Annotated in this window: 16 protein-coding genes; 14 read left to right on the top strand and 2 right to left on the bottom strand. The window is 47.0% G+C overall.

Going from position 1 to position 24,592, the window contains the following annotated elements:
* The 11 genes from ispC to tilS all read left to right on the top strand — a co-directional run bounded on the left by ispC (nt 1) and on the right by tilS (nt 15,095).
* Nucleotides 1–1,191: a 1-deoxy-D-xylulose-5-phosphate reductoisomerase gene (gene ispC / locus Q4Q49_RS11950; RefSeq protein WP_311989580.1), complete on the top strand. Its 1,191-nt coding sequence runs from the start codon at nt 1–3 to the stop codon at nt 1,189–1,191.
* 39 nt (nt 1,192–1,230) lie between these two features.
* Nucleotides 1,231–2,601, top strand: a complete 1,371-nt coding sequence (rseP, locus tag Q4Q49_RS11945; RefSeq protein ID WP_311889255.1) for a sigma E protease regulator RseP — start codon at nt 1,231–1,233, stop codon at nt 2,599–2,601.
* Between the two features lie 31 nt (nt 2,602–2,632).
* Nucleotides 2,633–5,116, top strand: coding sequence for an outer membrane protein assembly factor BamA (gene bamA, locus Q4Q49_RS11940; RefSeq protein ID WP_311889254.1), 2,484 nt, complete (start codon nt 2,633–2,635; stop codon nt 5,114–5,116).
* A gap of 64 nt (nt 5,117–5,180) precedes the next feature.
* Complete coding sequence (locus tag Q4Q49_RS11935; RefSeq protein WP_011846353.1) at nt 5,181–5,678, top strand: OmpH family outer membrane protein; 498 nt, start codon at nt 5,181–5,183, stop codon at nt 5,676–5,678.
* 3 nt (nt 5,679–5,681) lie between these two features.
* Nucleotides 5,682–6,707 carry a UDP-3-O-(3-hydroxymyristoyl)glucosamine N-acyltransferase gene (lpxD, locus tag Q4Q49_RS11930; protein WP_311999447.1) on the top strand — a complete coding sequence of 342 codons (1,026 nt, stop codon included), beginning with the start codon at nt 5,682–5,684 and terminating at the stop codon, nt 6,705–6,707.
* A gap of 31 nt (nt 6,708–6,738) precedes the next feature.
* Nucleotides 6,739–7,203, top strand: coding sequence for a 3-hydroxyacyl-ACP dehydratase FabZ (fabZ, locus tag Q4Q49_RS11925; protein ID WP_006080990.1), 465 nt, complete (start codon nt 6,739–6,741; stop codon nt 7,201–7,203).
* Nucleotides 7,200–7,970 carry an acyl-ACP--UDP-N-acetylglucosamine O-acyltransferase gene (gene lpxA, locus Q4Q49_RS11920; protein ID WP_006080991.1) on the top strand — a complete coding sequence of 257 codons (771 nt, stop codon included), beginning with the start codon at nt 7,200–7,202 and terminating at the stop codon, nt 7,968–7,970. Before fabZ ends, lpxA begins: the two co-directional genes overlap by 4 nt.
* A 220-nt stretch (nt 7,971–8,190) precedes the next feature.
* Complete coding sequence (gene lpxB / locus Q4Q49_RS11915; protein ID WP_311999446.1) at nt 8,191–9,369, top strand: lipid-A-disaccharide synthase; 1,179 nt, start codon at nt 8,191–8,193, stop codon at nt 9,367–9,369.
* The gene (gene rnhB, locus Q4Q49_RS11910; protein ID WP_311999445.1) at nt 9,369–10,001 is read left to right on the top strand and encodes a ribonuclease HII; all 633 of its coding nucleotides are present in this window, start codon (nt 9,369–9,371) and stop codon (nt 9,999–10,001) included. The genes lpxB and rnhB overlap by 1 nt, the downstream gene beginning before the upstream one ends.
* Nucleotides 10,002–10,119: 118 nt before the next feature.
* Entirely contained in the window at nt 10,120–13,593 is a 3,474-nt protein-coding gene (gene dnaE / locus Q4Q49_RS11905; protein ID WP_311999444.1) for a DNA polymerase III subunit alpha, read from the top strand.
* Nucleotides 13,594–13,634: 41 nt separating this feature from the next.
* Nucleotides 13,635–15,095: a tRNA lysidine(34) synthetase TilS gene (gene tilS, locus Q4Q49_RS11900; RefSeq protein ID WP_311999443.1), complete on the top strand. Its 1,461-nt coding sequence runs from the start codon at nt 13,635–13,637 to the stop codon at nt 15,093–15,095.
* A 255-nt stretch (nt 15,096–15,350) separates the two neighbouring features.
* Here tilS and Q4Q49_RS11895 read toward each other — a convergent pair whose 3' ends face one another.
* Nucleotides 15,351–16,241, bottom strand: coding sequence for a GGDEF domain-containing protein (locus Q4Q49_RS11895; protein ID WP_115335127.1), 891 nt, complete (start codon nt 16,239–16,241; stop codon nt 15,351–15,353).
* Between the two features lie 170 nt (nt 16,242–16,411).
* On the opposite strand from Q4Q49_RS11895, the gene Q4Q49_RS11890 reads away from it, so the two are divergent.
* Nucleotides 16,412–18,358 (top strand): monovalent cation:proton antiporter-2 (CPA2) family protein, encoded by a 1,947-nt coding sequence (locus Q4Q49_RS11890; RefSeq protein ID WP_259523342.1) that lies wholly within the window; start codon nt 16,412–16,414, stop codon nt 18,356–18,358.
* Between the two features lie 108 nt (nt 18,359–18,466).
* Here the strand turns inward: Q4Q49_RS11890 and Q4Q49_RS11885 are convergent, their stop codons facing one another.
* Nucleotides 18,467–18,676 carry a cold-shock protein gene (locus Q4Q49_RS11885; protein ID WP_006080998.1) on the bottom strand — a complete coding sequence of 70 codons (210 nt, stop codon included), beginning with the start codon at nt 18,674–18,676 and terminating at the stop codon, nt 18,467–18,469.
* Between the two features lie 567 nt (nt 18,677–19,243).
* Between Q4Q49_RS11885 and Q4Q49_RS11880 the strand changes: the two genes are divergently transcribed.
* Both Q4Q49_RS11880 and Q4Q49_RS11875 read left to right on the top strand, forming a co-directional pair.
* The gene (locus Q4Q49_RS11880) at nt 19,244–21,088 is read left to right on the top strand and encodes a DUF885 domain-containing protein (RefSeq protein WP_311999442.1); all 1,845 of its coding nucleotides are present in this window, start codon (nt 19,244–19,246) and stop codon (nt 21,086–21,088) included.
* Between the two features lie 269 nt (nt 21,089–21,357).
* Entirely contained in the window at nt 21,358–24,579 is a 3,222-nt protein-coding gene (locus Q4Q49_RS11875) for a DEAD/DEAH box helicase (protein ID WP_311999441.1), read from the top strand.
* Nucleotides 24,580–24,592: the final 13 nt, after the last annotated feature.

Below are 24,592 nucleotides of genomic sequence, written 5' to 3'. Positions count from 1 at the left end.
ATGCAAAATATGGTGATTTTGGGTGCTACCGGCTCTATAGGTGCCAGTACCTTAAGTGTGATCTCGGCTAATCCATTCGCTTATCGCGTGTATGGATTAGTGGCCAACGCGAGTGTTGATAAGATGCTTGCACTTTGTTTGGCGCATAGACCGAAAGTGGCGCATATGGTGGATGAAGCGGCAGCAAAACAGTTGCGTGCCGTTTTACCTGCGACGCTCAATATCCAAGTCACCACAGGCATGAATGATTTACTCGGGTTAGTGACCGCTGCTGAAGTGGATACTGTGATGGCGGCGATTGTTGGGGCTGCAGGGCTAGTACCGACGCTTGAAGCCGTGAAGGCGGGTAAGCGGGTATTACTGGCCAACAAAGAAGCCTTAGTCATGTCAGGTGAGCTGTTTATTGAGGCGACTAAGCGTTCTGGCGCAGTGCTCTTGCCTGTGGACAGTGAGCATAATGCCATCTTCCAATGTCTCCCCCAGGAAGTGCAAGCCAACCTTGGCCGTTGTGACTTAGCGGCATCGGGTATTTCCCATATTCTGTTAACCGGTTCTGGCGGACCTTTCCTGCGGTCGGATCTTGCGACACTGGCCGCCATGACGCCAGCCCAAGCCTGTAAACATCCTAATTGGTCCATGGGACCTAAAATCTCCGTCGACTCCGCCACTATGATGAATAAGGGCTTAGAGTTTATTGAGGCACGTTGGTTGTTTAACACTCAGGCTGAGCAACTTAAGGTGGTTATCCATCCGCAAAGCGTGATCCACTCTATGGTGCAGTACCGTGATGGTTCCGTTATTGCCCAAATGGGTAACCCAGATATGCGTACGCCTATTGCCCATTGCATGGCTTATCCGCAAAGAATTCATTCTGGCGTTGAACCTTTAGATTTTTTCAAAGTCGGACAGTTAAGCTTTTATGAACCTGATTTTGAACGTTTCCCCTGTTTAGCTCTGGCAATGGACGCGTGTGCCCAAGGCCAAGAGGCGACAACTGTGTTAAATGCGGCCAATGAGATTGCTGTTGAAGCGTTTTTACAGGGACAAATTGGCTTTACTCAAATTGCAAAAGTGAACGAAGCTTGTTTAGTGACTGTGCCTAAGCGCCCTATGGGCAGCATAGAAGATATTTTAGCCTTAGATGCGCAAACCCGCGTCTATGCGCGTGAGACCTTAGCAAGCATCGCTTAGCAATGGCTGAGTGATTAAATCAATGACGTAAGGAGTGGGATGTTAGATTTTTTATGGAACTTAGGTTCTTTCATCGTTGCACTGGGCCTGTTAATCACCGCCCACGAATACGGCCATTTCTATGTCGCACGCCGTTGTGGTGTCAAAGTCGAACGTTTCTCCATTGGTTTCGGTAAGGCGATTTGGCGTCGTGTCGGTAAAGACGGCACTGAATACGTGTTAGCCATGATCCCACTCGGTGGCTATGTCAAAATGCTCGATGAGCGCGTCGAAGACGTCCCTGAAGCATTAAAAGATCAAGCATTCAATCGTAAAACCGTTTGGCAACGCATTGCGATTGTGGCTGCTGGCCCGATTGCGAATTTTATTTTTGCCATCGTTGCCCTGTATTTTATGTATCTGATTGGTGTGCCGTCACTGAAACCTGTGATCACATCGACAACACCTGGAACTGCTGCCGCGCAAATCCAGGTCACTGAGCCCATGCAAATAACGGCCATTTCCGGCCAGGCTGTGCGTAACTGGGAAGAAGTGAATTTAGCCTTAGTGGGCCACATAGGCGATGAAAGCCTAAGTGTATCGCTGACGCCATTGAGCGGTTTGCAGGGCCTAGATTCCAGCGCGCGCTCTTATACCTTAGATACCCGCAATTGGCATTTTGATCCTGAAAAAGAATCACCGATTACCACCTTAGGTTTAGGAATATATCGACCCGAAATCGTCCCGACTATTGCTGCTATTAGCCCTGACAGCGCCGCTGCCAAGAGCGAACTAAAAGTTGGCGATACCTTAGTGGCGATAAATGGTAAAAATTATACCGATTGGCAGGCTTTTGTTGACATTATTCAACATTCTGCCAATGTGCCTGTGAGCTTAACTGTGCGTCGCAATGGCGAGCAGTTTAACGTGGCAGTGACACCGTTAAGCAGTAAAAACGCCGATGGCCAAGAGATAGGTATGCTGGGGGTGAGCCCAACCCAAGCGCCATGGCCAGACAATATGCGTTTACAACTTGAATATGGACCAATCGATTCTTTCGGCATCGCAGCGGATAAAACATGGCAACTTGTTGCTGTGAGCTTTAAGATGATTGGCAAATTATTTACCGGCGATGTGTCGGTGAAAAACCTGAGTGGACCCATCTCGATCGCACAGGGTGCGGGCAGTAGTGCAAACTATGGTCTGGTCTATTTTCTCGGGTTCCTCGCGCTCATCAGCGTTAATTTAGGCATCATTAACTTGTTGCCTTTACCTGTGCTCGATGGGGGACACCTGCTGTATTACTTTATTGAAGTAATAACTGGTAAACCTGTACCTGAAAAGGTGCAGGAAATAGGATTCAGATTTGGGGCAGCAATACTGCTGATGTTGATGAGCATTGCGCTTTTCAATGATTTTGCCCGACTCTGAGCAAGGACAGACTAATAATTAGAAGTGCTCTATGAGATTGAATAAACTTTTTGCCTCGATGTTATTCGTCGGTGCGTCGTTTTCAGGGACTGTGTTGGCTGATACTTTCCAACCGTTTGAAGTGACCGACATCCAAGTTGAAGGTTTGCAGCGAGTTGCACTCGGTGCTGCCCTGTTAAGCTTACCAGTAAAAGTAGGTGACACTGTTGACCAGTTAAGAATTCAACAAGCCATTAAAAGCTTGTATGCATCGACTAACTTTGAAAATGTCTCCGTGAGCCGAGATGGCGGCGTATTAGTGGTGAAAGTCACTGAACGTCCTACCATCAGTGCCGTGACCTTCGATGGCAACAAAGACATTAAAGATGAACAGTTACAGGAAAGTCTGGACGGTTCTGGCGTTAAAGTCGGTGAGTCGCTCGATCGCACTATGTTGACCGGTATTGAAAAGGGTCTGCAGGATTTTTACTACGGCGTGGGTAAATACGGCGCTAAAGTGGAAGCTCAAGTGATCAACTTACCCCGTAACCGGGTTGAGCTGAAATTTAAGTTCACCGAAGGTTTAGCGGCCGAAATCCGCCAAATTAACGTGGTCGGTAATCATGAGTTCACCGATGCTGAGTTGATTGGCATGCTGGAGCTTAAAGATTATGTGGCTTGGTGGGATCTGTTCGGCGAACGCCGTTATCAGAAGCAAAAGCTGCAGGCCGATCTCGAGACCATCAAAACCTATTATCACAATAAAGGTTATATCCGCTTTGAAGTCACCTCGACTCAAGTGGCGATGACACCTGACCGTAAAGGTTTATATATCACCATCAACGTAGATGAAGGTGAGAAATATAAAGTTAAAGAAGTAAACCTGACGGGTGATTTGATGGGCCGTGAAGAGTTGATGAAATCAATTCTGCCGATCAAAGCGGGTGATATGTACAACGGCGGTGATGTGACTTTCACCGAAGAAATGTACAGCAAGTATTTAGGCCGCTTCGGTTATGCCTATCCAGAAGTCAAAACGTATCCTGAAATTGATGATAAGACCAAAGAAGTCACCTTAAACATCAATGTTAAACCGGGTAAACGTGTTTACGTTCGTGCGATTAACTTCACTGGTAACACAGTGACTAAAGATGAAGTGATGCGCCGTGAACTGCGTCAGATGGAAGGGGCTTGGTTAAACTCAGCACAAGTTGAGCAATCTAAAGCGCGTCTTAACCGTTTAGGCTTCTTCGAAACCGTTGACACTGAAACCATTCAAGTGCCTGGTACCGATGATTTAGTCGATGTCGCAGTGAAAGTGAAAGAACAGCCGTCGGGCTCATTCAACGCTGGCGTAGGTTATGGTACTGAATCAGGCCTGAGCTTGCAGTTTGGGGTGCAGCAAAATAACTTCTTAGGTACGGGTAACCAAGCTGGTGTGAGTTTGAGCACCAACAAGTACTCTAAGAACGTTAACTTATCCTATACCGATCCGTATTGGACGAAGGATGGCGTGAGTTTAGGGGGGAGCGTTTATTGGAGTGAGTTTGACGCCAATGAAGCGAACTTAGAACGTTATAAAAACAGTTCTTACGGTGTGGCATTGAACTCGGGTTTCCCGATCAATGAATACAACCGTATCAACGGTGGCATCGGCTATCGTCATAACACGATTTCTGAAATTTCCGCCTACGAGCAAGCGCGTCGTTTCTATAACATCTATCGTGATAACGATCCAAATGCGGACTTAAGTTTCGATAACTTTGAATTGAGTCTGGGTTGGTATCGTAGCACCTTGAACCGTGGCACTTTCCCTACAGACGGCTCGTCTCAGCGTTTGAACGGTAAAATGACTTCGCCAGGGTCTGATTTACAGTACTTTAAGACAGACTTTGACACTAACTTCTATTTCCCTATTAACCGTAGTCAGAGCTTTGTGCTCTTGGCCCGTGGTCGATTAGGTTATGGTAACGGTTATGGTCAATTTAATGATAACGACCAAATTCTGCCTTTCTGGGAAAACTATTACTCGGGTGGTAGTAGCTCTCTACGTGGCTTTAAGTCAAACTCGGTCGGTCCTCGCTCCTTCTATATGTATAGTGGCAGCGAACCTTGCTTCGATCCATCCGGCGATGGTTGTAACTTCCCTCAGCCGGATCCTGATCGTATTCAAGTGAGTTCTGGTCGCTCAATCGGTGGTAATGCCCTTGCGACAGCGAGCATGGAGTTGATTGTACCGACGCCATTCTTGGATGAGGCTTACACGAATTCAGTACGTACGAGTTTCTTCGTTGATGCGGGTAACGTCTGGGATACTGAGTTTGATTACGATTATTATAAAAATAGCTTGCCAGCAGACGAGTTTGCTAAGTTACAGGATTATAGTGATCCAGCACGTTTACGCGCCTCTTGGGGCTTAAGTGTGCAGTGGTTATCACCTATGGGTCCTATGGTGTTTAGCTTAGCGTGGCCGATTAAAGAATACGAAGGCGACCAAACAGAGATCTTCTCTTTCAATATTGGCAAAACTTTTTAAAAGGCATACACTCGGCAAGTTTTGCTGACTATAACAAGGTAACAAGGAGTTTATTTTGAACAAGATGGTAAATCGCGCGCTGATGACGTTAGTTTTGTTAGGCGCGCCGTTAATGGCACATGCTGAGAAAATTGCCGTAGTGGATATGGGCGCTGTGTTCGAACAGCTGCCACAACGTGAACAGATCTCTCAATCTCTGAAGAAAGAGTTTGGCGATCGCATGGCTGATGTCCAAAAAATGCAAGAAGAAATGCGCTCTCTGATGGAGAAGCAGCAACGTGACGGTGCTCTAATGAACGATGCACAAAAAACGGAACTGGTTCGTAAAATGGAATCGCTAAAATCTGAATATCAGTTAAAAGGCAAAGCATTGGATGAAGACTTACGTCGTCGCCAAGGTGAAGAGCAAAATAAACTGTTAGTTAAAGTGCAGAAAGCCATCAACACTATCGCTGAAAAAGACCAATATGATTTGGTATTACAACGTGGTGCAGTCATTTATGTTAAGCCTAACGCTGACATCAGTGGCAAAGTGGTTGAAGCCTTAAGCAAAGGCAAGTAATAGATGAATAGTGTGACTTTAAAAGAGCTAGGCCTGTTATTAGACGGTGATATCCAAGGCGACGAAACGCTAATTATTGATAGTGTGGCGACCTTAGAACATGCCAAAGCAGGTCAAATCTCTTTTTTAGCCAACAGTAAATATCGCTCTCAGCTTGAGGAAACTCAAGCGAGTGCGGTGTTATTGTCAGCTAAAGATGCGCAGGATTATCAAGGTACTGCGTTAATTGTAAAAGATCCTTACGTTGGTTTCGCCCGCGTTGCCCAGTACTTGGACACTACGCCTAAAGCGGCGGTGGGTATCCATCCTTCGGCTCAAATAGACGCTTCTGCCCATATAGGTGAAGGTGTTGCGATTGGTGCTAATGCGGTTATTGGTGCGAACGTTATTTTAGGTGAAGATGTCCAAATAGGTGCCGGTGTTGTGCTTGGACAAGATGTGGTAATTGGCTCAAAAACGCGTTTATGGGCTAATGTTACCGTCTATCACGATGTGCATTTGGGGCAAAATTGTATTATCCATTCGGGTGCCGTATTAGGCTCGGATGGTTTTGGTTATGCCAATGAACGCGGCCAGTGGATTAAAATTCCACAAACGGGCGGCGTTCGTATCGGCGATCGGGTTGAGATAGGTGCGAATTCAACGGTAGATCGCGGTGCATTAGGCCATACCGAGATCCACGATGGGGTGATTATCGATAACCAAGTACAAATTGCCCATAACGATATTATCGGTGAAAATACCGCTATCGCTGGTAGTACGACTATCGCTGGCAGTGTCACTATTGGTAAATATTGCATTATTGGCGGTAGTTGTGCCATCGCAGGTCATTTGAGCATTGCCGATGGTGTGCATGTGTCTGGTGCTACCAATATTACCACTAATATGCGTGAGCCCGGTTTATACTCTTCTGCCACAGTGGCAATGGACAATAAACTTTGGCGTAAAAACACAGTTCGTTTCCGTCAGTTAGATGAACTGTTCCATCGTGTTAAAACGTTGGAAAAAAATTTAAAAACACCAGATTAATTGCTCCAAGGCAATTTGAGGAACTCGGTTCGTGTCTAATCAAATGAACACTATGGATATTAAAGAAATACTTAAATATCTGCCCCATAGATATCCATTCTTATTGATCGATCGTGTGCTGGACTACACCCCAGGTGTCAGTTTGCAGGCGATTAAAAACGTTTCAATAAATGAGCCATTTTTTCAGGGACATTTCCCGATTCAGCCTGTGATGCCTGGCGTGCTTATTTTAGAAGCCATGGCACAGGCAACTGGCCTGTTAGCCTTTAAAACCATGAGCAGTGATGTGCCACCTCCAGGGGTGTTGTATTACTTTGCTGGTATCGACAATGCGCGTTTTAGACGTGTCGTTGAGCCAGGTGATCAAATCCATTTTGATGTCAAAATGATTAAAGAGCGCCGCGGGATTGGCGTCTTCTACGGTGAGGCCAAAGTGGATGGTGAAGTGGTTTGTTCCGCTGAAATCATGTGTGCCCGCAGAGAGATTAGTCAGTGATAGATACATTAGCGTTTGTGCATCCCGATGCAAAAATTGGCAATAACGTCACCATTGGCCCTTGGACCTATATCGGTGCAGGCGTTGAAATTGGCGATGATTGTTGGTTGAGTTCCCATGTGGTTGTTAAAGGCCCAACGATTATCGGCAAAGGTAATCGTATTTTTCAGTTCGCCTCAGTAGGCGAAGAGTGCCAAGACAAAAAGTACGCTGGCGAACCCACACGATTGATCATTGGTGACAATAACGTCATCCGTGAAAACGTGACTATCCACCGCGGTACAGTCCAAGATAACAGTGAGACGCGTATTGGGTCGAACAACCTGTTTATGAACTATGTACATATCGCCCATGACTGTGTGGTCGGCGACAATGTGATCATGGCCAATAACGCTTCTATCGCGGGTCACGTACATGTGGGTGATTGGGCGATTTTAGGCGGCATGACAGGTGTTCACCAGTTTGTGCATATCGGTGCCCATGCGTTTACTGCAGGTTGTTCTTTAGTGCTGCAGGATGTACCTCCCTTTGTGATGGCGGCGGGTCAACCGACGATTCCACGCGGTTTAAACAGCGAAGGCATGAAGCGTCGTGGTTTTTCTAAAGAAAGCCAATTGGCAGTGCGCCGTGCTTATAAAACCTTATATCGCAGCAGCTTGACAGTTGAAGAAGCGATTGAAGCGTTGGCTGAAGATGCGCAGAACGATGAGCAAGTGAAATTGTTCCTTGAATTTGTAAAGTCATCGAGTCGCGGTATTATTCGCTAACTTGATGACCACACGACAACAAAAGGGCATTTTTATGCCCTTTTGTATTATTGGCTTAAGCCTATTGGGTGGTTAGACTTCGTCGTTAGCAATGTCCTTGTGCATTCAACCATCAATGAGCTTAATCATTAATTTACAGCAGTATGGCTTGGCATGATGCGTTTTAGCTGGTGTTCGCCCCGTCATCCAATGTCATTCATTCATGAGACATGATTGGTTTATGAGCAATAAAACTCCATTAGTGTTTGCCATGGTTGCCGGAGAACTCTCGGGCGATATTTTAGGCGCAGGTTTAATGGCGGCGCTGCAAAAGACTCATCCCGATGCACATTTTGTCGGTATCGGTGGTCCCCGCATGGAAGCCCTTGGCTTTAAATCCCTGTTCGCGATGGAAGAACTCGCCGTGATGGGAATTGTTGAAGTGCTATCCCGTTTGCCTCGTTTATTAACAGTACGTTCCTCCCTGATTAAAGAGATTACCGCGCTTAAGCCCGATTGTTTTATTGGCATTGATGCACCGGACTTTAATATTGGTCTTGAGCTTAAACTCAAAGCGCGCGGCATTAAGACGGTCCATTATGTGAGTCCGTCCGTGTGGGCGTGGCGCCCAAAACGGATATTCAAAATCGCCAAGGCTACTCATATGGTGTTATCGCTGTTGCCCTTTGAGAAAGCCTTTTACGATCAGCATCAGGTGCCTTGTACCTTTGTGGGTCATACTTTGGCCGACGATATTCCCATGCAAAGTGATAAAGCTGCTGCCCGCGAAGTGCTTGGATTAGATGCCGATGCTGAATATTTAGCGATCCTGCCCGGTTCCCGCGGTGGAGAGCTAAAGCAACTGGCTGAGCCGTTTGTGAAAGCGGCTTTGTTGATCAAACAAAATTTCCCAGACATACGTTTTGTGACCCCGCTGGTGAATCAAAAACGCCGTGACCAATTTGAGCAAGCACTGAAGGATTTTGCGCCTGATCTTGAAATCCACATGATTGAAGGCCAGTCCCGTGAAGTGATGGCAGCGGCCGATGGGATTTTATTGGCCTCTGGCACTGCGACGTTAGAAGCCATGTTGGTCAAGCGTCCTATGGTGGTGGCTTATCGCGTGAGCCCGATAACCTATCGCATTGCTAAGCGCATGATGCAGGTCGAGCGTTTCTCGTTACCGAATTTGCTTGCTGGAAAAGATCTCGTCCCAGAACTTATCCAAGAAGATTGCACCCCAGAGAAAATTGCGGCGGCCGTGACCCTTGAACTCAATCGCGATTTTGCGCCGCTCAAAGCCGAGTTTGAAGCACTACACCAAGTATTACGTCGTGATGCGAGCTTAAAAGCTGCAGAAGCGGTAATGGCGCTGGTTGAGCCTAAACACACTCAGGCTAAATCGCCGGAGGCTAATTAGTGGCAACCTATAAAAGTTTAACTGAAGCCGATTTGCTGGCCTTTTCGACGGGGTTGATTGCCGGAGTGGATGAAGTCGGCCGTGGTCCCTTAGTCGGCGATGTGGTCACTGCAGCAGTAATTTTAGATCCAAACAAGCCCATCAGTGGCCTGAATGATTCTAAAAAACTCAGTGAGAAACGCCGTGAAGCCCTGTTCGATGAAATTTGTGATAAAGCTTTGTGTTATCACATTGGCCGCGCCAGTCCTGCTGAAATCGATGAGTTGAATATTCTGCACGCCACTATGCTGGCGATGCAGCGTGCGGTTGCTGGGCTTAATATTGCCCCTGAGCTTGTGCTTGTGGATGGCAATCGTAGCCCCATCTTTGTTGCCCATAATGGCGCTGGGCTTACCAGTCACAGCATCGTTAAAGGTGATGGTTTAATTGCTAGCATCAGCGCCGCTTCGATCATCGCGAAAGTGACGCGGGATCGTGAGATGGACGTGCTCGATGCTGCTTATCCGCAATACGGTTTTGCTCAGCATAAGGGCTATCCAACTAAGGCACACTTTGCGGCTATCGCTGAACATGGTGTGTTTGACCAGTATCGTAAAAGTTTCAAACCCGTCAAAGCATTACTGGGACTGTGAGCGCTGATTTTAGCACTATAGTTCCCGTTAACCGGCAAAGTCACTGGCTCTGGCTGCGTGACTTTGTTAGTCTGCTTTCTAGTTATTGTTAACCTGCTATTCAAAGATAATCCTAATTATGTCCGATCCTCGTTTTGTGCATCTTCGTGTCCACAGTGACTTCTCTATGACCGATGGCGTGGCCAAGGTTAAGCCGATTTTGGCGCAGGTGGAAGCGCAGGGAATGGCGGCTGTCGCCCTGACTGATCAAAACAACTTTTGTGGTTTGGTGAAGTTTTACAGTGGTTGCCATGGTGCGGGGATTAAGCCGATTATCGGCGCCGATTTTTGGATGCAAGTGCCTGGATTTGAAGGCGAATTATGCGCCTTGACCATTATTGCGATGAACAATGTCGGTTATCAGAATCTGACTCAAATTATCAGTCAGGCCTATTTGCGTGGCCAAGTGGCTGGCCGTGTAGTGATAGACCAAGAGTGGTTACTCACCTATAACGAAGGCATTTTGTTGTTATCAGGTGCCAAAGAAGGCGATCTGGGTAAGGCGCTGCTCAAGGGCAATGGCACACAAGTCGAATCTTTATGTGAGTTTTATCAAACCCATTTCGCCGATCGCTATTTTCTTGAACTTATCCGCACTGGACGCCCAGACGAAGAGCGCTATCTGCACATGGCTGTGGCCTTAGCGCAGGAGAAGGGCATCCCTGTGGTGGCTACCAATCAGGTGGTGTTTCTTAAACCCGAAGATTTTGATGCCCACGAAATTCGGGTGGCAATTCACGATGGCTTTACCCTTGCCGATCCTCGCCGACCTAAAAAATACAGTGAACAGCAGTATTTGCGTAGCGAAGAGGAAATGTGTGAACTATTCGCCGATATTCCTGCGGCGCTGGCGAACAGTGTCGAAATCGCTAAACGCTGTAATGTAACGATCCGTTTATACGAATATTTCCTGCCCAATTTCCCGACGGGCGATATGTCCATCGAAGACTTTCTGGTCGATTGTTCGAGGAAGGGTCTTGAAGAGCGGCTCGAGTTTTTGTTCCCCGATCCTGAAGTACGCGCCGAGAAACGCGGTGAATACGACGAGCGCCTCGATATCGAACTCAAAGTGATCAACCAGATGGGGTTCCCTGGTTACTTCTTGATCGTAATGGAGTTCATCCAATGGGGTAAAGATAACGGTATTCCAGTAGGGCCTGGTCGTGGCTCGGGTGCGGGTTCACTCGTGGCCTATGCGCTTAAGATTACCGATTTAGACCCATTGGAATTTGATCTGCTATTCGAACGATTCCTCAATCCAGAGCGGGTTTCCATGCCCGACTTTGACGTCGACTTTTGTATGGATAGACGTGATGAGGTTATTGATCACGTGGCCGAATTGTACGGCCGTGAAGCGGTATCGCAAATCATCACCTTCGGTACTATGGCGGCGAAAGCGGTTATCCGTGACGTTGGCCGTGTGCTGGGTCATCCCTATGGTTTTGTTGACCGAATTTCTAAACTCATTCCACCAGAACCAGGCATGACGCTGGCGAAAGCGTTTGAGGTTGAGCCTGCACTGCAAGAATCCTATGATGCCGATGAAGATGTCAAAGATCTGATCGACATGTGCCGTAAGCTCGAAGGTGTGACCCGTAACGCCGGTAAGCACGCGGGTGGTGTGGTGATTGCACCGACAAAAATTACCGATTTTGCGCCGCTCTATTGCGACGCTGAAGGTAAAAACCCAGTAACCCAATTCGATAAAAACGACGTCGAAACTGCAGGTCTGGTTAAATTCGACTTTTTGGGTTTACGTACTTTGACTATCATCGACTGGGCACTGGAGATGGTGAATAAGGTCGAAGTCAAAAACGGTCGTCCGCCTGTGCGTATTGAAGCGATTCCGTTAACGGATCCTGCGTCGTTCCGCCTGCTGCAAAAGTATGAAACCACAGCAGTATTCCAGCTCGAATCCCGCGGTATGAAAGACTTGATTAAGCGTCTGCAGCCCGACTGTTTTGAAGACATGATCGCACTGGTTGCTTTGTTCCGCCCAGGTCCGTTGCAATCGGGCATGGTCGATAACTTTATCGAGCGTAAGCATGGGCGCGAGGAAGTATCTTATCCCGATTCTCAGTACCAGCATGAATCACTAAAAGAACTGTTATCACCGACCTACGGCATTATTCTGTATCAAGAGCAGGTAATGCAGATAGCGCAGGTGCTGTCGGGTTACACCCTTGGCGGCGCCGATATGCTCCGCCGTGCTATGGGTAAGAAAAAGCCCGAAGAGATGGCCAAGCAGCGCAGTATTTTTAAAGAAGGCGCAATCAATAACGGCGTCGACGGCGACTTGTCGATGAAGATCTTCGACTTAGTGGAAAAGTTCGCCGGCTACGGTTTTAACAAATCTCACTCAGCCGCCTATGCGTTGGTGTCTTATCAGACCTTATGGCTAAAAACCCATTATCCTGCGCAGTTTATGGCGGCGGTAATGTCGGCCGATATGGACAACACAGATAAAATTGTGACCTTGGTCGATGAATGTGAGCGTATGGGGCTACCGCTCATTCCTCCGGATGTGAACAAAGGCTTGTTCAAATTTACCGTTGATGATGATCTGCGCATTGTTTATGGCATTGGTGCCATTAAAGGTGTGGGTGAAGGCCCAGTTGAATCGATTTTAGAGGCGCGTAAGGATGGCCCCTTCGTGGATCTATTCGATTTTTGCGCCCGTATCGATTTGAAAAAGCTCAATAAGCGCGTGATTGAAAAGCTTATCTGCGCGGGCGCACTCGATACTCTTGGACCGCATCGTGCGTCTATGATGGCAACCTTGCCCGAAGCGATTCGCGCCGCCGATCAACACGCTAAAGCTGAGGCGATTGGTCAACACGATATGTTTGGTTTGCTCAACAGTGAACCCGAAGATAGTAAGCAGCAGTTTGTTGAATGCACCCCTTGGCCGGATAAAATTTGGCTTGAAGGCGAGCGTGAAACCTTAGGCTTGTATTTGACCGGTCATCCGATCAATCAATATTTAAAAGAGCTTAAGCATTACACTTCTGGCCGTTTGAAAGATGTGCATCCGACCGAGCGCGGTAAAACCGCTAAGGCTGCGGGGTTAGTGGTGGCAACTCGAGTGATGCTGACTAAGCGCGGCTCGAAAATGGGCCTGTTGACGCTTGATGATAAGAGCGCGCGTCTTGAAATCATGTTGTTTACCGAAGCCTTTGAAAAGTTTAATCATCTGCTGGAGAAAGACCGCATCCTCATTTGTGAAGGTGAGGTGAGTTATGATGATTTTGCCGGCGGTAACCGTATGACGGCGCGTAACATCATAGATATCAGTGAGGCGCGCAGCCACTTTGCCAAAGCGCTGGAAATTGATATGGATGGCAGCGAGTTAACACCATCGGCGTTAGACACTTTCGAGCAAGCCCTAAGCCCGTGGCGTAACGGTGCTGTGCCTGTGGTGATCAATTACACTCAAGCTCAAGCCAAAGGTCAGTTTAGGTTAGCCGATGCTTGGCGAGTGAATCCGACCGATGACTTGATGCTCTCGCTCGAATCGCTCCTCGGGCCAAACAAGGTGAGAATTTTATTCTAATGTTGGCGAATGTCTTAGGTGTAAACAGATGAAGTTAACTTATGTCGGCTAAGCGTGACGAAGCGTTGACTGCTGGCGATCTCAGCGCGCATATCTGTGATTTTTTGGCAGCGCAATCCTTAGCGCCTGACAGCAAGTTAGTGCTGGCTTACAGTGGCGGAGTTGATTCCGAAGTCTTGGCCTTTGGTTTAAGCCAGTTTGCACGGCAACATCCGGAGTTTAATTATCAGCTAGTGTATGTACACCATGGCCTAAGCGATAACGCTGAGGCTTGGGCACTGCATTGCCTTGAGCGGGGCCTGTATTACGATCTGCCCGTGACGGTTGAGCGAGTCACGGTTAATCGTGGGCCAAGATTGAGCCTTGAAGCCGAAGCGCGCAAAGCGCGTTATCAAGCGATTGAACGGCATTTAAGTGCAAATGATGTGTTGCTGACGGCCCATCATGAAGATGATCAGCTCGAAACTATCCTATTGGCGCTTAAGCGTGGTCAGGGCCCGAAAGGGCTGGCGGCCATGGGACAAGTTCAAGCATTAGCGCAAGGCAGACTACTGCGGCCGTTATTGGATATCAGCCGTGAGCAAATTGAAGCCTACGCAAAACAACAGGGCTTAGTGCATATCGAAGATGAAAGTAATCAAGACGATAAGTTCGATCGTAATTTTTTACGTTTAGAAATTATTCCCCGTTTAAAAGCGCGTTGGCCGAGTATCGCTGCAACCGCGAGTCGTAGCGCGGCATTGTGCGCCGAGCAACAGGCAACGCTGGATTTACAGGTGGGTGAACGTTTACCTTTATGGTTAACCCAAGCGCCTTACCATACTCAAAGTGTATTTAAACTCGAGGGTTTTGCCGAGCAGTCAGCCGACTGGCAAGCGTTACTCTTGCGGGGATTTATCGAATCACAAGGTTTTGCCTTGCCCTCAAAGGTGCTGCTTAATCAGATCATCACTCAGCTGTTAACCGCGAAAGATGATGCCAAAGTGCATATTCGTGTTGGTGAATGTGAAATCCGCCGCTTTGCCAATCAAGTGTATTTATTTAAGTATCAAGCCCGTCCGCGTCATGTTAAGCCTGCGAGCTGGACGCTTCCTTCGCAGCTCCTAAATCCTTTAGTGCAGGGCCATATCACTCAAGTGGACGTGACTCAATCAGACGTTACTCAATTGGACGTGACGTCTGCGGGTGTTACTTGTGGTGAGACGATACGTCTCAGTGCCTCTAAACAAGGTCCCAGAGCTCGCTTTCCTCGGCCAGATGAAGTGGTGAGTGTGCGTTATCAACTTGCGGGGCAATGTCGCTGTCATCCCCATTCTCGTGGCAAGGGCCGAGAATTAAAGAAACTGTGGCAAGAGTTTGGCGTTCCGCCTTGGGTACGTGAAAAGGTCGGTTTCGTGTTCTATAACGAGCAACTGGTTATGGCGATTGGGCTGTGGGTTGAAAAGAGCTTTATTCTTGAGTCGAATGGACTCGGCTTGCAGGTATTTCAAGCTTCTGTTTAAGTGCTTGTTTAAGTGCCTGTTGGGGAAGCAAGGGGTTTAGATTGGGAGTTGTCGCTGGAGTTTTTGTGAGTGGTTGCAGTGTTATTCTTTTTAGTAGGAAAGCAGGAAAGTAAGAGAGAGTAGGTCGCAGCACGTCAGTTTGATTCGAATCTTCCTTGAGATCTACATTGAGATAGTAACTTTCCTTTAGTTTTGAACCTTCACAGATTACGCGCTGCGAGTTTGTTATCGCATTTCATTGGCATCCCTGCGCATCTAAACTAATTGATTTTGGCTGAGTTTATAGCAGTTACGTCCCGCTGCTTTAGCTTGATATAGCGCCTTATCGGCAAGTTCATAAAGTTGTTCGGCTTCAATGGTATCGTGTGATTCTGCCGCACCTAAACTACAGCTCACCCCAAACTGGGTGAAACTACTGTGCTGATTGATGGCCGAGACTATCCGTTCGCACAACAAGCCTGCCGCATGAATATTACCTTGGACAATAATAACGAATTCGTCACCGCCGATACGGAATGCTTGATCCGTATTACGTATGGTAGCACGAATGATGTCGCCAAATTCCTTCAGAATATAATCACCACATTTATGGCCGAATTTATCATTTAGCTGTTTAAAGTTATCTAAATCGAGCACTATGAGTGCAACAGAACCTTGTTTTCTATGGGCTCTGGCGGTCGCATTACTGAGACTTTGACCGTAGTAATGACGATTACCTAAACCTGTGAGCGAGTCAAACATAGCTTGCATCGACATTTCTTGGTATTGCATCGCATTTAATAACGGTTGCAATAACAGTGGCTCAATCTCTTTCAGGTTTGAGGTTTGCGATGGCGTCAGTGGCGTCAATAACTGGTACTGAATCGTCAGCGGCATACCAGCACATATCAGCTGTCGTTTGACGCTGATACCATAACGTTTGCCCCAGCTTAATTTATGTTCGCCATAACTTAAGCGCACTCCTTGGATCGGCAAGTGTTGTCCCAGCACTTTGCCATAGCAGGCAAAGACTGTCCTTGGATCTAAACTGGCGTGCAGTTGTTGGATCACTTGTACCAAGTCCAATGGATTATCATTGGGACTATAATGTTCTGTTTGATAGCGATATTCGTCGGGATATAGCTCGGTCGCTAGGCCAAAGTCCATAATCATCACTCCAGCAAATGTTAGTGCGATACATCTCTTACTTAGTCCAAGCAAATACCGTGCCGTTATATTTGTTAATAAAATTTGTCTTTGTTAGTCATTCAGTTAAGCTTAAAGCTCAGCGTTAGATTTTTTGACACGTCAGCATTTTGACAGGAGTCATAGCCCCAATGGAACATAGCTTCTTAATCCAAGTACTACTTATGTTAGTGATTGCCATTGTGGCTATTGCTGTGCTGCGCCGTTTGGGCTTACCCGCAATTCTGGCTTATTTACTCACTGGTGTAGTGAGTGGACCGAGCGGTTTTCATTGGTTTACCCAGCATCAAATGCAATCTGTCGCTGAACTTGGGGTTGTGCTACTGATGTTTACCTTAGGCTTAGAGTTCTCTGTGCCGCGGCTGTGGGCCATGCGCCGTACCGTATTTGGCTTAGGCAGTGCACAGATGGTAATAACGACCCTGTTGACTATGGGCGTGGCCCTGTTGTGTGGTCTTAATTGGGTCGAAGCCTTAGTTATCGGAGCTGCCATTGCCTTATCATCCACTGCCATCGTCCTTAAATTACTCAATGAGCAAGGATGGCTGAGGCGCCGTCATGGTGAGCTATCCGTCAGTGTCTTATTATTCCAAGATTTAGCGGTTGTGCCGCTGTTGATCCTATTGCCATTACTGGCCAATGGCGGCGAACCTTTGATGCTTGCGGATATTGCCTTTGCCTTGCTCAAAGGTATTTTGGCTTTTTTCCTCTTGATGGCTTTTGGTAAATGGGCACTGCCGCGGATTTTTGACGAAGTTGCCCGCTCCCGCTCTAACGAACTCTTCGTGTTATCAACACTGGTGGTGGCCTTAGTGACAGGCGCATTTACCCAATGGTTGGGGTTATCTATGGCGCTGGGGGCATTTATGGCGGGTATGCTACTAGGGGAAAGCCAGTACCGTCGCCAACTTGAGGCCGATATCCGGCCGTTTCGCGATCTATTGATGGGGCTGTTTTTCATTTCCATCGGCATGATGCTCGACTTTACCTTAGTGATGCGTTTCTGGTGGCAGATATTGTTGATCTTAGTGGCCGTTGTACTCGGTAAGGCGCTGATCATTCATGGGATCTTAAGATTGGTTGGTGAACCATTTCGGATTGCGATGAGCACCGCCATGAGCCTAGCCCAAGTGGGCGAGTTCAGTTTTGTGGTGTTGGCTTTAGCGGTTAACTATCAACTTTTAGACAATGAAATCAGTACCATGTTAGTCATGGTCGCCGTGCTTTCCATGACGATAGCCCCGTGGTTAGTTCGCCATAGCGTGGATATTGCTAAGTGGGTGTTAGGAATAAGGCAGGCAAAACATGTGGATGAAGCTGTGCCACTCTTGATGGATGAGCATGATCTGGTGATGATTTTTGGTTACGGCCGAGTAGGGCAGACCATCGCCCGTTTTTTGAAAACCGAAGCCGTACCTTATCTGGTCATGGATCTCGATCCGACTCGTGTCTCTGAGGCGCGCCGTGCTGGCGAACCTATTTATTTTGGTGATGTGTGTAAACGGGCGATGTTAAAACAAATAGGCGTTAAGCAGGCCAAGATGATCGTCATCACTTTTTGTGAGTCGCGCAGTTTGGAAGAAGTCTTACCCTTATGTAAGTTATTGGCGCCAGACGCTAAAATTTTAGTCAGAACTAAAGACGATAGTGATTTAGACTTACTGAAAAAAGCCGGTGCCAATCAAGTGATCCCTGAGTCTTTGGAAGGCAGCCTGATGTTAGTGTCACAGGTGCTACACCAATGTGGTGTGCCACTGGCGCGGATTTTAAAACGCTTAGAGTCAGAGCGGCGCAATCATTATCAATTTTTGCATGGTTTCTTTTCCGGCACAGAAACCGATTTCACCTTAGAGTCATTGCATGCGGTGGCGTTACCGCGTGGTGCAGATGCGATTGGTAAAACCGTTGCTGAGATCATGTGGGAAACATTGAGGGTGGAGTTAAGGGCGATTCGTCGCAGTGGCGCAGAAGTGGAACATCCTGAGCAGGACTGGGTTTTTCGTGCAGGGGATATCTTACTGATAGTGGGTAAACCACGAAGACTTGAGAAAGCGGAAGCTAAACTGCTGCACGGCTAAAGGTTAATGGTCAGCGTGAGTGATGGATGAAAACGCAGATATAAAAATGCCGACATAATGTCGGCATTTTTGTCTGGAACTTGTTAACTTAAATTAGACAAAGTCTAATTACAGAATAACTACGTTCGCAGCTTGAGGACCTTTTTGGCCTTGTTCGATATCAAAAGAAACCTTTTGACCTTCAGCAAGAGTTTTAAAGCCTTCTGAAACGATTGCGCGGAAATGAACGAATGCGTCAGCGCCACCATTGTCAGGAGAAATAAAACCAAAACCTTTATCTTCGTTAAACCATTTAACTACACCAGTAGTTTTAGACATGAATGTCTCCAAAATTTTCAAACAAATAATTCGCAATTATGCGGGATGTTAGCCAGAAATAGAATTATTTACATTGATGATAAGTTATGAGTGGAAAGCTTCATGACAGCAAAAAATATTACAGGCGTAGCGAAGGTTTTCAAATACATAATATTGCTTATAAATAGGTCTGAATCACAGGCCGGAGTGCAGATTAACACACTCTAGGGGTTTGTATAGCTTTATTTTGAAATACCTTTCATCTATAGAGAGGCTTATAGAAAGATGTTGGGGAAGGTAATGCTTTATAACTGTTTATATTCAATTGGATACGAAGCTTGTTTAAAAGTTATCGAGCGTAAAAAATATTTTGTCTGTTTGTCGCGACTTAGTGACAGTTTACCTAATTAGGTGTCTGTGGAGTGTGGGAGGCGACCTGTATGCCAGAGAAAGGATTCAGTCACGCTTAGTTACGTTATTAAATTGTTGCCTATTTGTGTTGGTGATATTCTCGTCTGCAAAATAACAGCGTGCTTGAGCTTTAGATTCAGTGCGATAACTGTAGACCCAATATAATAAGAATGGAGAATGACGTTGAAAACAGTACTAAAACGGATTGGACTCGGCAGCTTAGTCTTAGTGCTGTTATTAGTGTCGCTGGCCGCCCATGAATGGTTTGCGAAAAAGCCGTTTTTCTTTCGCGCGTTTTTAGATCGAAGTGTGGTCAAGATGGCTTTCGAAAGCCCTGAGACCTTAACCTCATTGGGTTTCTTAGAATCGGTAGGGATTACAGGCCATAACGCCGAGTTGGATGATGATAGTCCAGAGGCGATGGATAAGACTTTCGCGCAAGTGCGTGATCTACGTGAAACCTTGCTGAGTTATTCCGATGCGGATTTAGATGAAAATCAGCGCATTTCCAAGGATATTGCCTTATATCTTGCCGATTTTGCATTGGTCTCTGAGCCGTATCGTTACCATAACTATCCGCTGAATCAGTTGTTTGGTGTGCAAAACGGGTATCCCAGCTTTATGCAGGCACAGCACCAAGTCCACTCGGTGGGCGATGCTGAAAACTATCTGTCGCGTTTACAAAAGGTGAAACTTAAGTTTGCGCAAACTCTCGAAGGCTTAAAAATCCGTGAAGCTAAAGGGATTATTCCGCCTAAGTTTGTGATTGAGCGGGTACTGACCGAGATGAATGATTTTGTCGCGACGCCGATTCAAGACAATATCCTATACAGTTCATTCAAAACCAAATTAGCTGACACGGATATCAGTGCCGATGAACAAGCACGGTTATTGGCCGCCGCTGAAGCGGACATTAAAGGTTATGTGCATCCAGCGTATCAATTATTTATCGACTACTTCACCCAGTTACAAGCCAAAGCTGGGACGGATGATGGTTATTGGGCGCTGCCAAATGGCGACCTTGCCTATGAGCAATTGCTGAAGTTCTTTACGACCACTAATTACACTGCTGACGAAATCCATGCCAAAGGGCTGGCAGAGGTGGATCGCATTCAGAGCGAGATCATGACTATCTTAGCCGCTGAAGGTTACGATATAAGCCAAGGTTTCTCGGTCGCGATTGAAGCATTAGCCGCCGATCCTAAGTTTTACTACGAAGATAGCGATGCGGGCAGAGCGCAAATTCTGGTTGATTATCAACAGATTCTTGATGAAGTGAATGCGGGACTGGGTGATGCCTTCCGTATTCGACCCGAAGCGGGAATGGAAGTGGTGCGCATTCCTGAATTTAAAGAAAAAACAGCACCGGGCGCCTATTATCAGCAGCCCGCGATTGACGGTAGTCGTCCAGGGCGTTTCTATGCCAATTTATATGACATCAAGGCCACGCCTAAATACGGTATGCGCACTTTAGCCTATCACGAGGGGATCCCTGGACATCATTTCCAAATTGCAGTGGCGATGGAGTTAGAGGGTATGCCACTTATTCGTAAGATGGCGCCATTTACGGCGTACATTGAAGGTTGGGCTTTATATAGCGAACGTTTGGCGTGGGAGCTCGGTTTTCAAAAGGATCCCTTTGATAATATCGGTCGTTTGCAGGCAGAGTTGTTCCGCGCTGTGCGTCTAGTGGTAGATACGGGCATTCACCATAGCCGTTGGACTCGCGAGCAAGCGATCGACTATATGAAGAAAAATACTGGCATGTCCGATCGTGATGTCACGGCTGAGATTGAGCGTTATATCGTTATGCCAGGCCAAGCGACGGCCTATAAAGTCGGCATGATGAAAATTCTCGAACTGCGCGAAAAAGCTAAGTCGGCCCTAGGGCATAGGTTCGATCTCAGAGACTTCCATGATGTGGTGCTGAAAAATGGCGCTGTGCCCTTGGATATCTTAGAAACACTGGTCGATCGCTACATTGCTGATAAAAAGAGTACTGAGGCTAAAGCTAAAGTTTAGCCCTTGGTTGCAACCGTTAACGCTTAGTGATTAATGCAAGGCTAACACCTTATTTATCAATGGCTTTATGCGAGTTTAAATCCATCCCCTGTCTGCGAATAAGTGTGTTCTGTTAATCTTGCAGGCAGGGTGAGTTTATCGATAGAGGCTATCATTCTGGCTTTCGGCCAAGGCTTTCAATACAATTCCACACAACTCATTGATAAATGTCGCTCGGCAATGGCTTGCTATTGTTAGGTATCGATATTTTTAAGTTTCAAGGTTTGTACATGAATCGCTTGTCCCCCCAAGATCCTATCCAATTGACTCGCACCACGATTGAGTCATTATTCACGCCGCCAACCTTAATGCGCGCCCGTGATTATGTGATGAAAGGACGGGTTTTGAGCGCCAAAGCGAATGCCGATTTTCGTCATATTGAAGGTCGCGTCATGGGGACGGAATCCCAGCCCTATCGGCAAGATATTCGCCTCGTCAGTGTGAACCATAAGTTGATCATGAACGGCTTCTGTTCATGCCCCGCCACTGGGCATTGCAAGCATATTGCCGCCGTGCTTTACAGTTTACTGAGTGATAGAACCGTTGAAGATCAACGTATTGCTCAGTGGTTACATCTGCTAGACGAAAGTGATGATCTCACGGTTTCAAATGTCGATTTACTCTATGACGACCGCGTGCTGTACGTGTTATCCAAAGATGATAACGGCGTTTACCTTGAACTAAGAAAAGGCAAGCTGGCGAAGAAGGGCGGCTATAACAAAGGCTCTAAAATCGCGTTATCCGATGTGCAATATTACATGCCCGCTTGGATTGGCGCCGAAGACGTACTCATCATCAATCTCATCATGTCGACTCGCCGCCACGGTGCCTCGCGTTTGTATCTTAAAGCTCAGTTAGGCGCTATGGCGCTGGAAAAAATGCTCGTCACTGGGCGATGTTTTTGGGAAGAGAGCCGTTTACCGCTCACCCGAGGTGAACCGTTAAAGCCTGAATTTATTTGGCTGGATAAGGATGCCGAGCATAAGCAGATGCAGTTAACGCTGCCCAATAAGGACAATTGGGAGCTGATCCCCTGCGAGCCGCCGACTTATATCGATTTAGATTATTTTAAAATAGGCGCATTAGAGACAGAGATCAGCGTTGAAAAACTCTTGTTACTCAGCCAGATGCCGCCAGTGCCTAGCTCGCAGATTGAAATGGTGAGTCACAAACTGATTAAGCATTTTTCGGCAAAAACCGTACCTACGCCCGCTTCGATTGATTTTGTCGAGCTGCAAGTGCCGCTGCAAGTCAGGTTGACCTTAACCTCGCAGGAGTTACCTGAGTTTGCTATGGCGCAGCCACTGGTGCTGCTGGAGTTTGTCTATCAAGACGTGGTACTTGGCGGCCAATATCCTGATGAGCCCTTGTCCTTAGTTACCCATCAAAGCAAAACCTATCAAGTCGCGCGTCAACTCGATGCGGAAATGGATGCGATTAATCGTTTGATGGCATTGGAACTGGTGGAGCTGGCGCCATCTTTTATCCCGAATAGTGGCAGCTATGTCAGTATTTGGGGGCTAGGGCCACTGCCAGAAACCATTGATGCTTGGTTGCACTTTATTCAACAGGAAATCCCAGCGCTAGAGGCCTTGGGCTACCAAGTGCATTTTGCCGACCATTTCAGTTTGAATGTGATTGATACTCCATTGGCGATTGAACTGGATGATACCCAAGAGGGTTGGTTCTCTTTGTCACTGAATGCCGATATCGATGGCCAAATGGTGCCTATGCTGCCCTTAATTGCCACTTGGCTTAAGCAGTATGGTGAACCGGCAGATGATGCAGAATTACTGCTACCCAGCCCGAATGGCGATTGGTTAAAAGTCAAAGCCAGCGTGATTAAGCCGCTGATCAGCATAATTTTAGAACTGTTCGACAGCCATAAAGGCAATAGCGTGTCTTTGCCTAAATACCGTGCCCACCTATTAAATGATTTTGCCGACAGCGATATTCGTCTGCTTAATGGTGAACGGGTACGCAGTTTAGCAACTAAGCTTGAAAATTTTAACGGTGTGTTAGAGGTCGCAGTCCCAGACAACTTACATGCTGAGTTACGCCAGTATCAACAGCAAGGCTTAAATTGGCTCTGTTTTTTAAAGGAATATCAGCTTGGCGGTATTTTGGCCGACGATATGGGACTAGGTAAAACCATTCAAACATTGGCCTTTTTACTTAAGCAGCAAGCGTTAAAACCCGCAAGGGCGAATCATGCACCGAGCCTCATTATTTGCCCAACGAGTTTAGTGGGTAATTGGGCGAAAGAAGCCGCGAAATTTGCGCCTTCGTTAAAGCTTGTCGTCATTCATGGCGCCTTACGTAAGCCTTTACTCGAACGCTTAGGTGAGTTTGATATTGTGGTGACTACCTATCCGCTGATTGTGCGCGACAGTGACTATTATCAACAGCAGGTGTTTGAACATATCGTGCTCGATGAAGCGCAGCAGATTAAAAATGCGCAGGCGAAAGTGACTCAAGTGATTAAAGATCTTAAAGCGCCGTTTAGATTGTGCCTGTCGGGTACGCCGCTTGAAAATCATTTAGGTGAACTAAAGTCCTTGATGGACTTTAGTTTGCCCGGATTACTCGGTACTAATGCCTTCTTTAATAAATCCTTTAGGCACAAAATCGAACGTTATGGGGATATGAAACAAGCGCAAATCTTGAGTCAGCGGATTGCGCCTTTTGTGCTGCGCCGAACCAAAGATGAAGTGGTCGGTGAATTACCCCCTAAAACCGAAATCTCCCAGAGCTTAGAGTTAGAAAAAGATCAGCGTAATCTCTACGAGAGTATTCGACTGGTAATGGAGAAAAAACTGCGGGATTTATTTGCCACTCAAGGCGTTGGCAGCAGTCATATTGAGTTTCTCGATGCCTTACTTAAGCTACGCCAAGCCTGCTGCGATCCGCGCTTGGTGAAGTTAGAGCAAGCGCAAAAAGTGAAGAGTAATGCTAAGTTAGACTGGCTAAAACAGAACTTGCCCGAGATGGTGCAAGAGGGGCGTAAGATATTGATCTTCAGCCAGTTCACTAGCATGCTCAGCCTGATTGAAGCTGAGCTGGTGGACTTGGGGCTCGATTACAGTAAGCTCACTGGGCAAACTCGCCTGCGCCAAGCGCAGATAGATAAGTTCCAAGAGGGCGATACGCCTGTGTTCTTAATCAGTTTAAAAGCAGGCGGCACTGGGCTTAATCTCACCGCGGCGGATACTGTGATCCACTATGATCCTTGGTGGAATCCAGCGGCGGAAAAGCAGGCAACGGACAGAGCCCATCGTATCGGCCAAGATAAGCCCGTGTTTGTCTATAAGCTGATTGCCGAAGGCACAGTAGAAGAAAAAATTCAAGAAATGCAGCAGCATAAGCAAAGTCTGGCGGACAGTATTCTCGAAGGTAAAGGCAAGGGCACATGGCAAGGAAGCGCCGATGAACTGTTATCGCTCTTTAGCTAATCGTGGCCATTTT

Source organism: Shewanella sp. SP1S1-7, from assembly GCF_031932105.1.
In the GTDB taxonomy this organism is placed as follows: domain Bacteria; phylum Pseudomonadota; class Gammaproteobacteria; order Enterobacterales; family Shewanellaceae; genus Shewanella; species Shewanella baltica.
This window is presented reverse-complemented; position numbering and strand designations above follow the sequence as displayed.

Excerpts from the sequence above, each read along its gene's own strand:
- bamA (WP_311889254.1), top strand. The coding sequence starts at position 2,633 with ATGAGATTGAATAAACTTTTTGCCTCGATGTTATTCGTCGGTGCGTCG.
- lpxB (WP_311999446.1), top strand. The coding sequence starts at position 8,191 with ATGAGCAATAAAACTCCATTAGTGTTTGCCATGGTTGCCGGAGAACTC.
- Q4Q49_RS11880 (WP_311999442.1), top strand. The coding sequence starts at position 19,244 with ATGACGTTGAAAACAGTACTAAAACGGATTGGACTCGGCAGCTTAGTC.
- lpxD (WP_311999447.1), top strand. The coding sequence starts at position 5,682 with ATGAATAGTGTGACTTTAAAAGAGCTAGGCCTGTTATTAGACGGTGAT.
- Q4Q49_RS11875 (WP_311999441.1), top strand. The coding sequence starts at position 21,358 with ATGAATCGCTTGTCCCCCCAAGATCCTATCCAATTGACTCGCACCACG.
- Q4Q49_RS11890 (WP_259523342.1), top strand. The coding sequence starts at position 16,412 with ATGGAACATAGCTTCTTAATCCAAGTACTACTTATGTTAGTGATTGCC.
- dnaE (WP_311999444.1), top strand. The coding sequence starts at position 10,120 with ATGTCCGATCCTCGTTTTGTGCATCTTCGTGTCCACAGTGACTTCTCT.
- Q4Q49_RS11895 (WP_115335127.1), bottom strand. The coding sequence starts at position 16,241 with ATGGACTTTGGCCTAGCGACCGAGCTATATCCCGACGAATATCGCTAT.
- ispC (WP_311989580.1), top strand. The coding sequence starts at position 1 with ATGCAAAATATGGTGATTTTGGGTGCTACCGGCTCTATAGGTGCCAGT.
- Q4Q49_RS11885 (WP_006080998.1), bottom strand. The coding sequence starts at position 18,676 with ATGTCTAAAACTACTGGTGTAGTTAAATGGTTTAACGAAGATAAAGGT.
- Q4Q49_RS11935 (WP_011846353.1), top strand. The coding sequence starts at position 5,181 with ATGGTAAATCGCGCGCTGATGACGTTAGTTTTGTTAGGCGCGCCGTTA.
- tilS (WP_311999443.1), top strand. The coding sequence starts at position 13,635 with ATGTCGGCTAAGCGTGACGAAGCGTTGACTGCTGGCGATCTCAGCGCG.
- rseP (WP_311889255.1), top strand. The coding sequence starts at position 1,231 with ATGTTAGATTTTTTATGGAACTTAGGTTCTTTCATCGTTGCACTGGGC.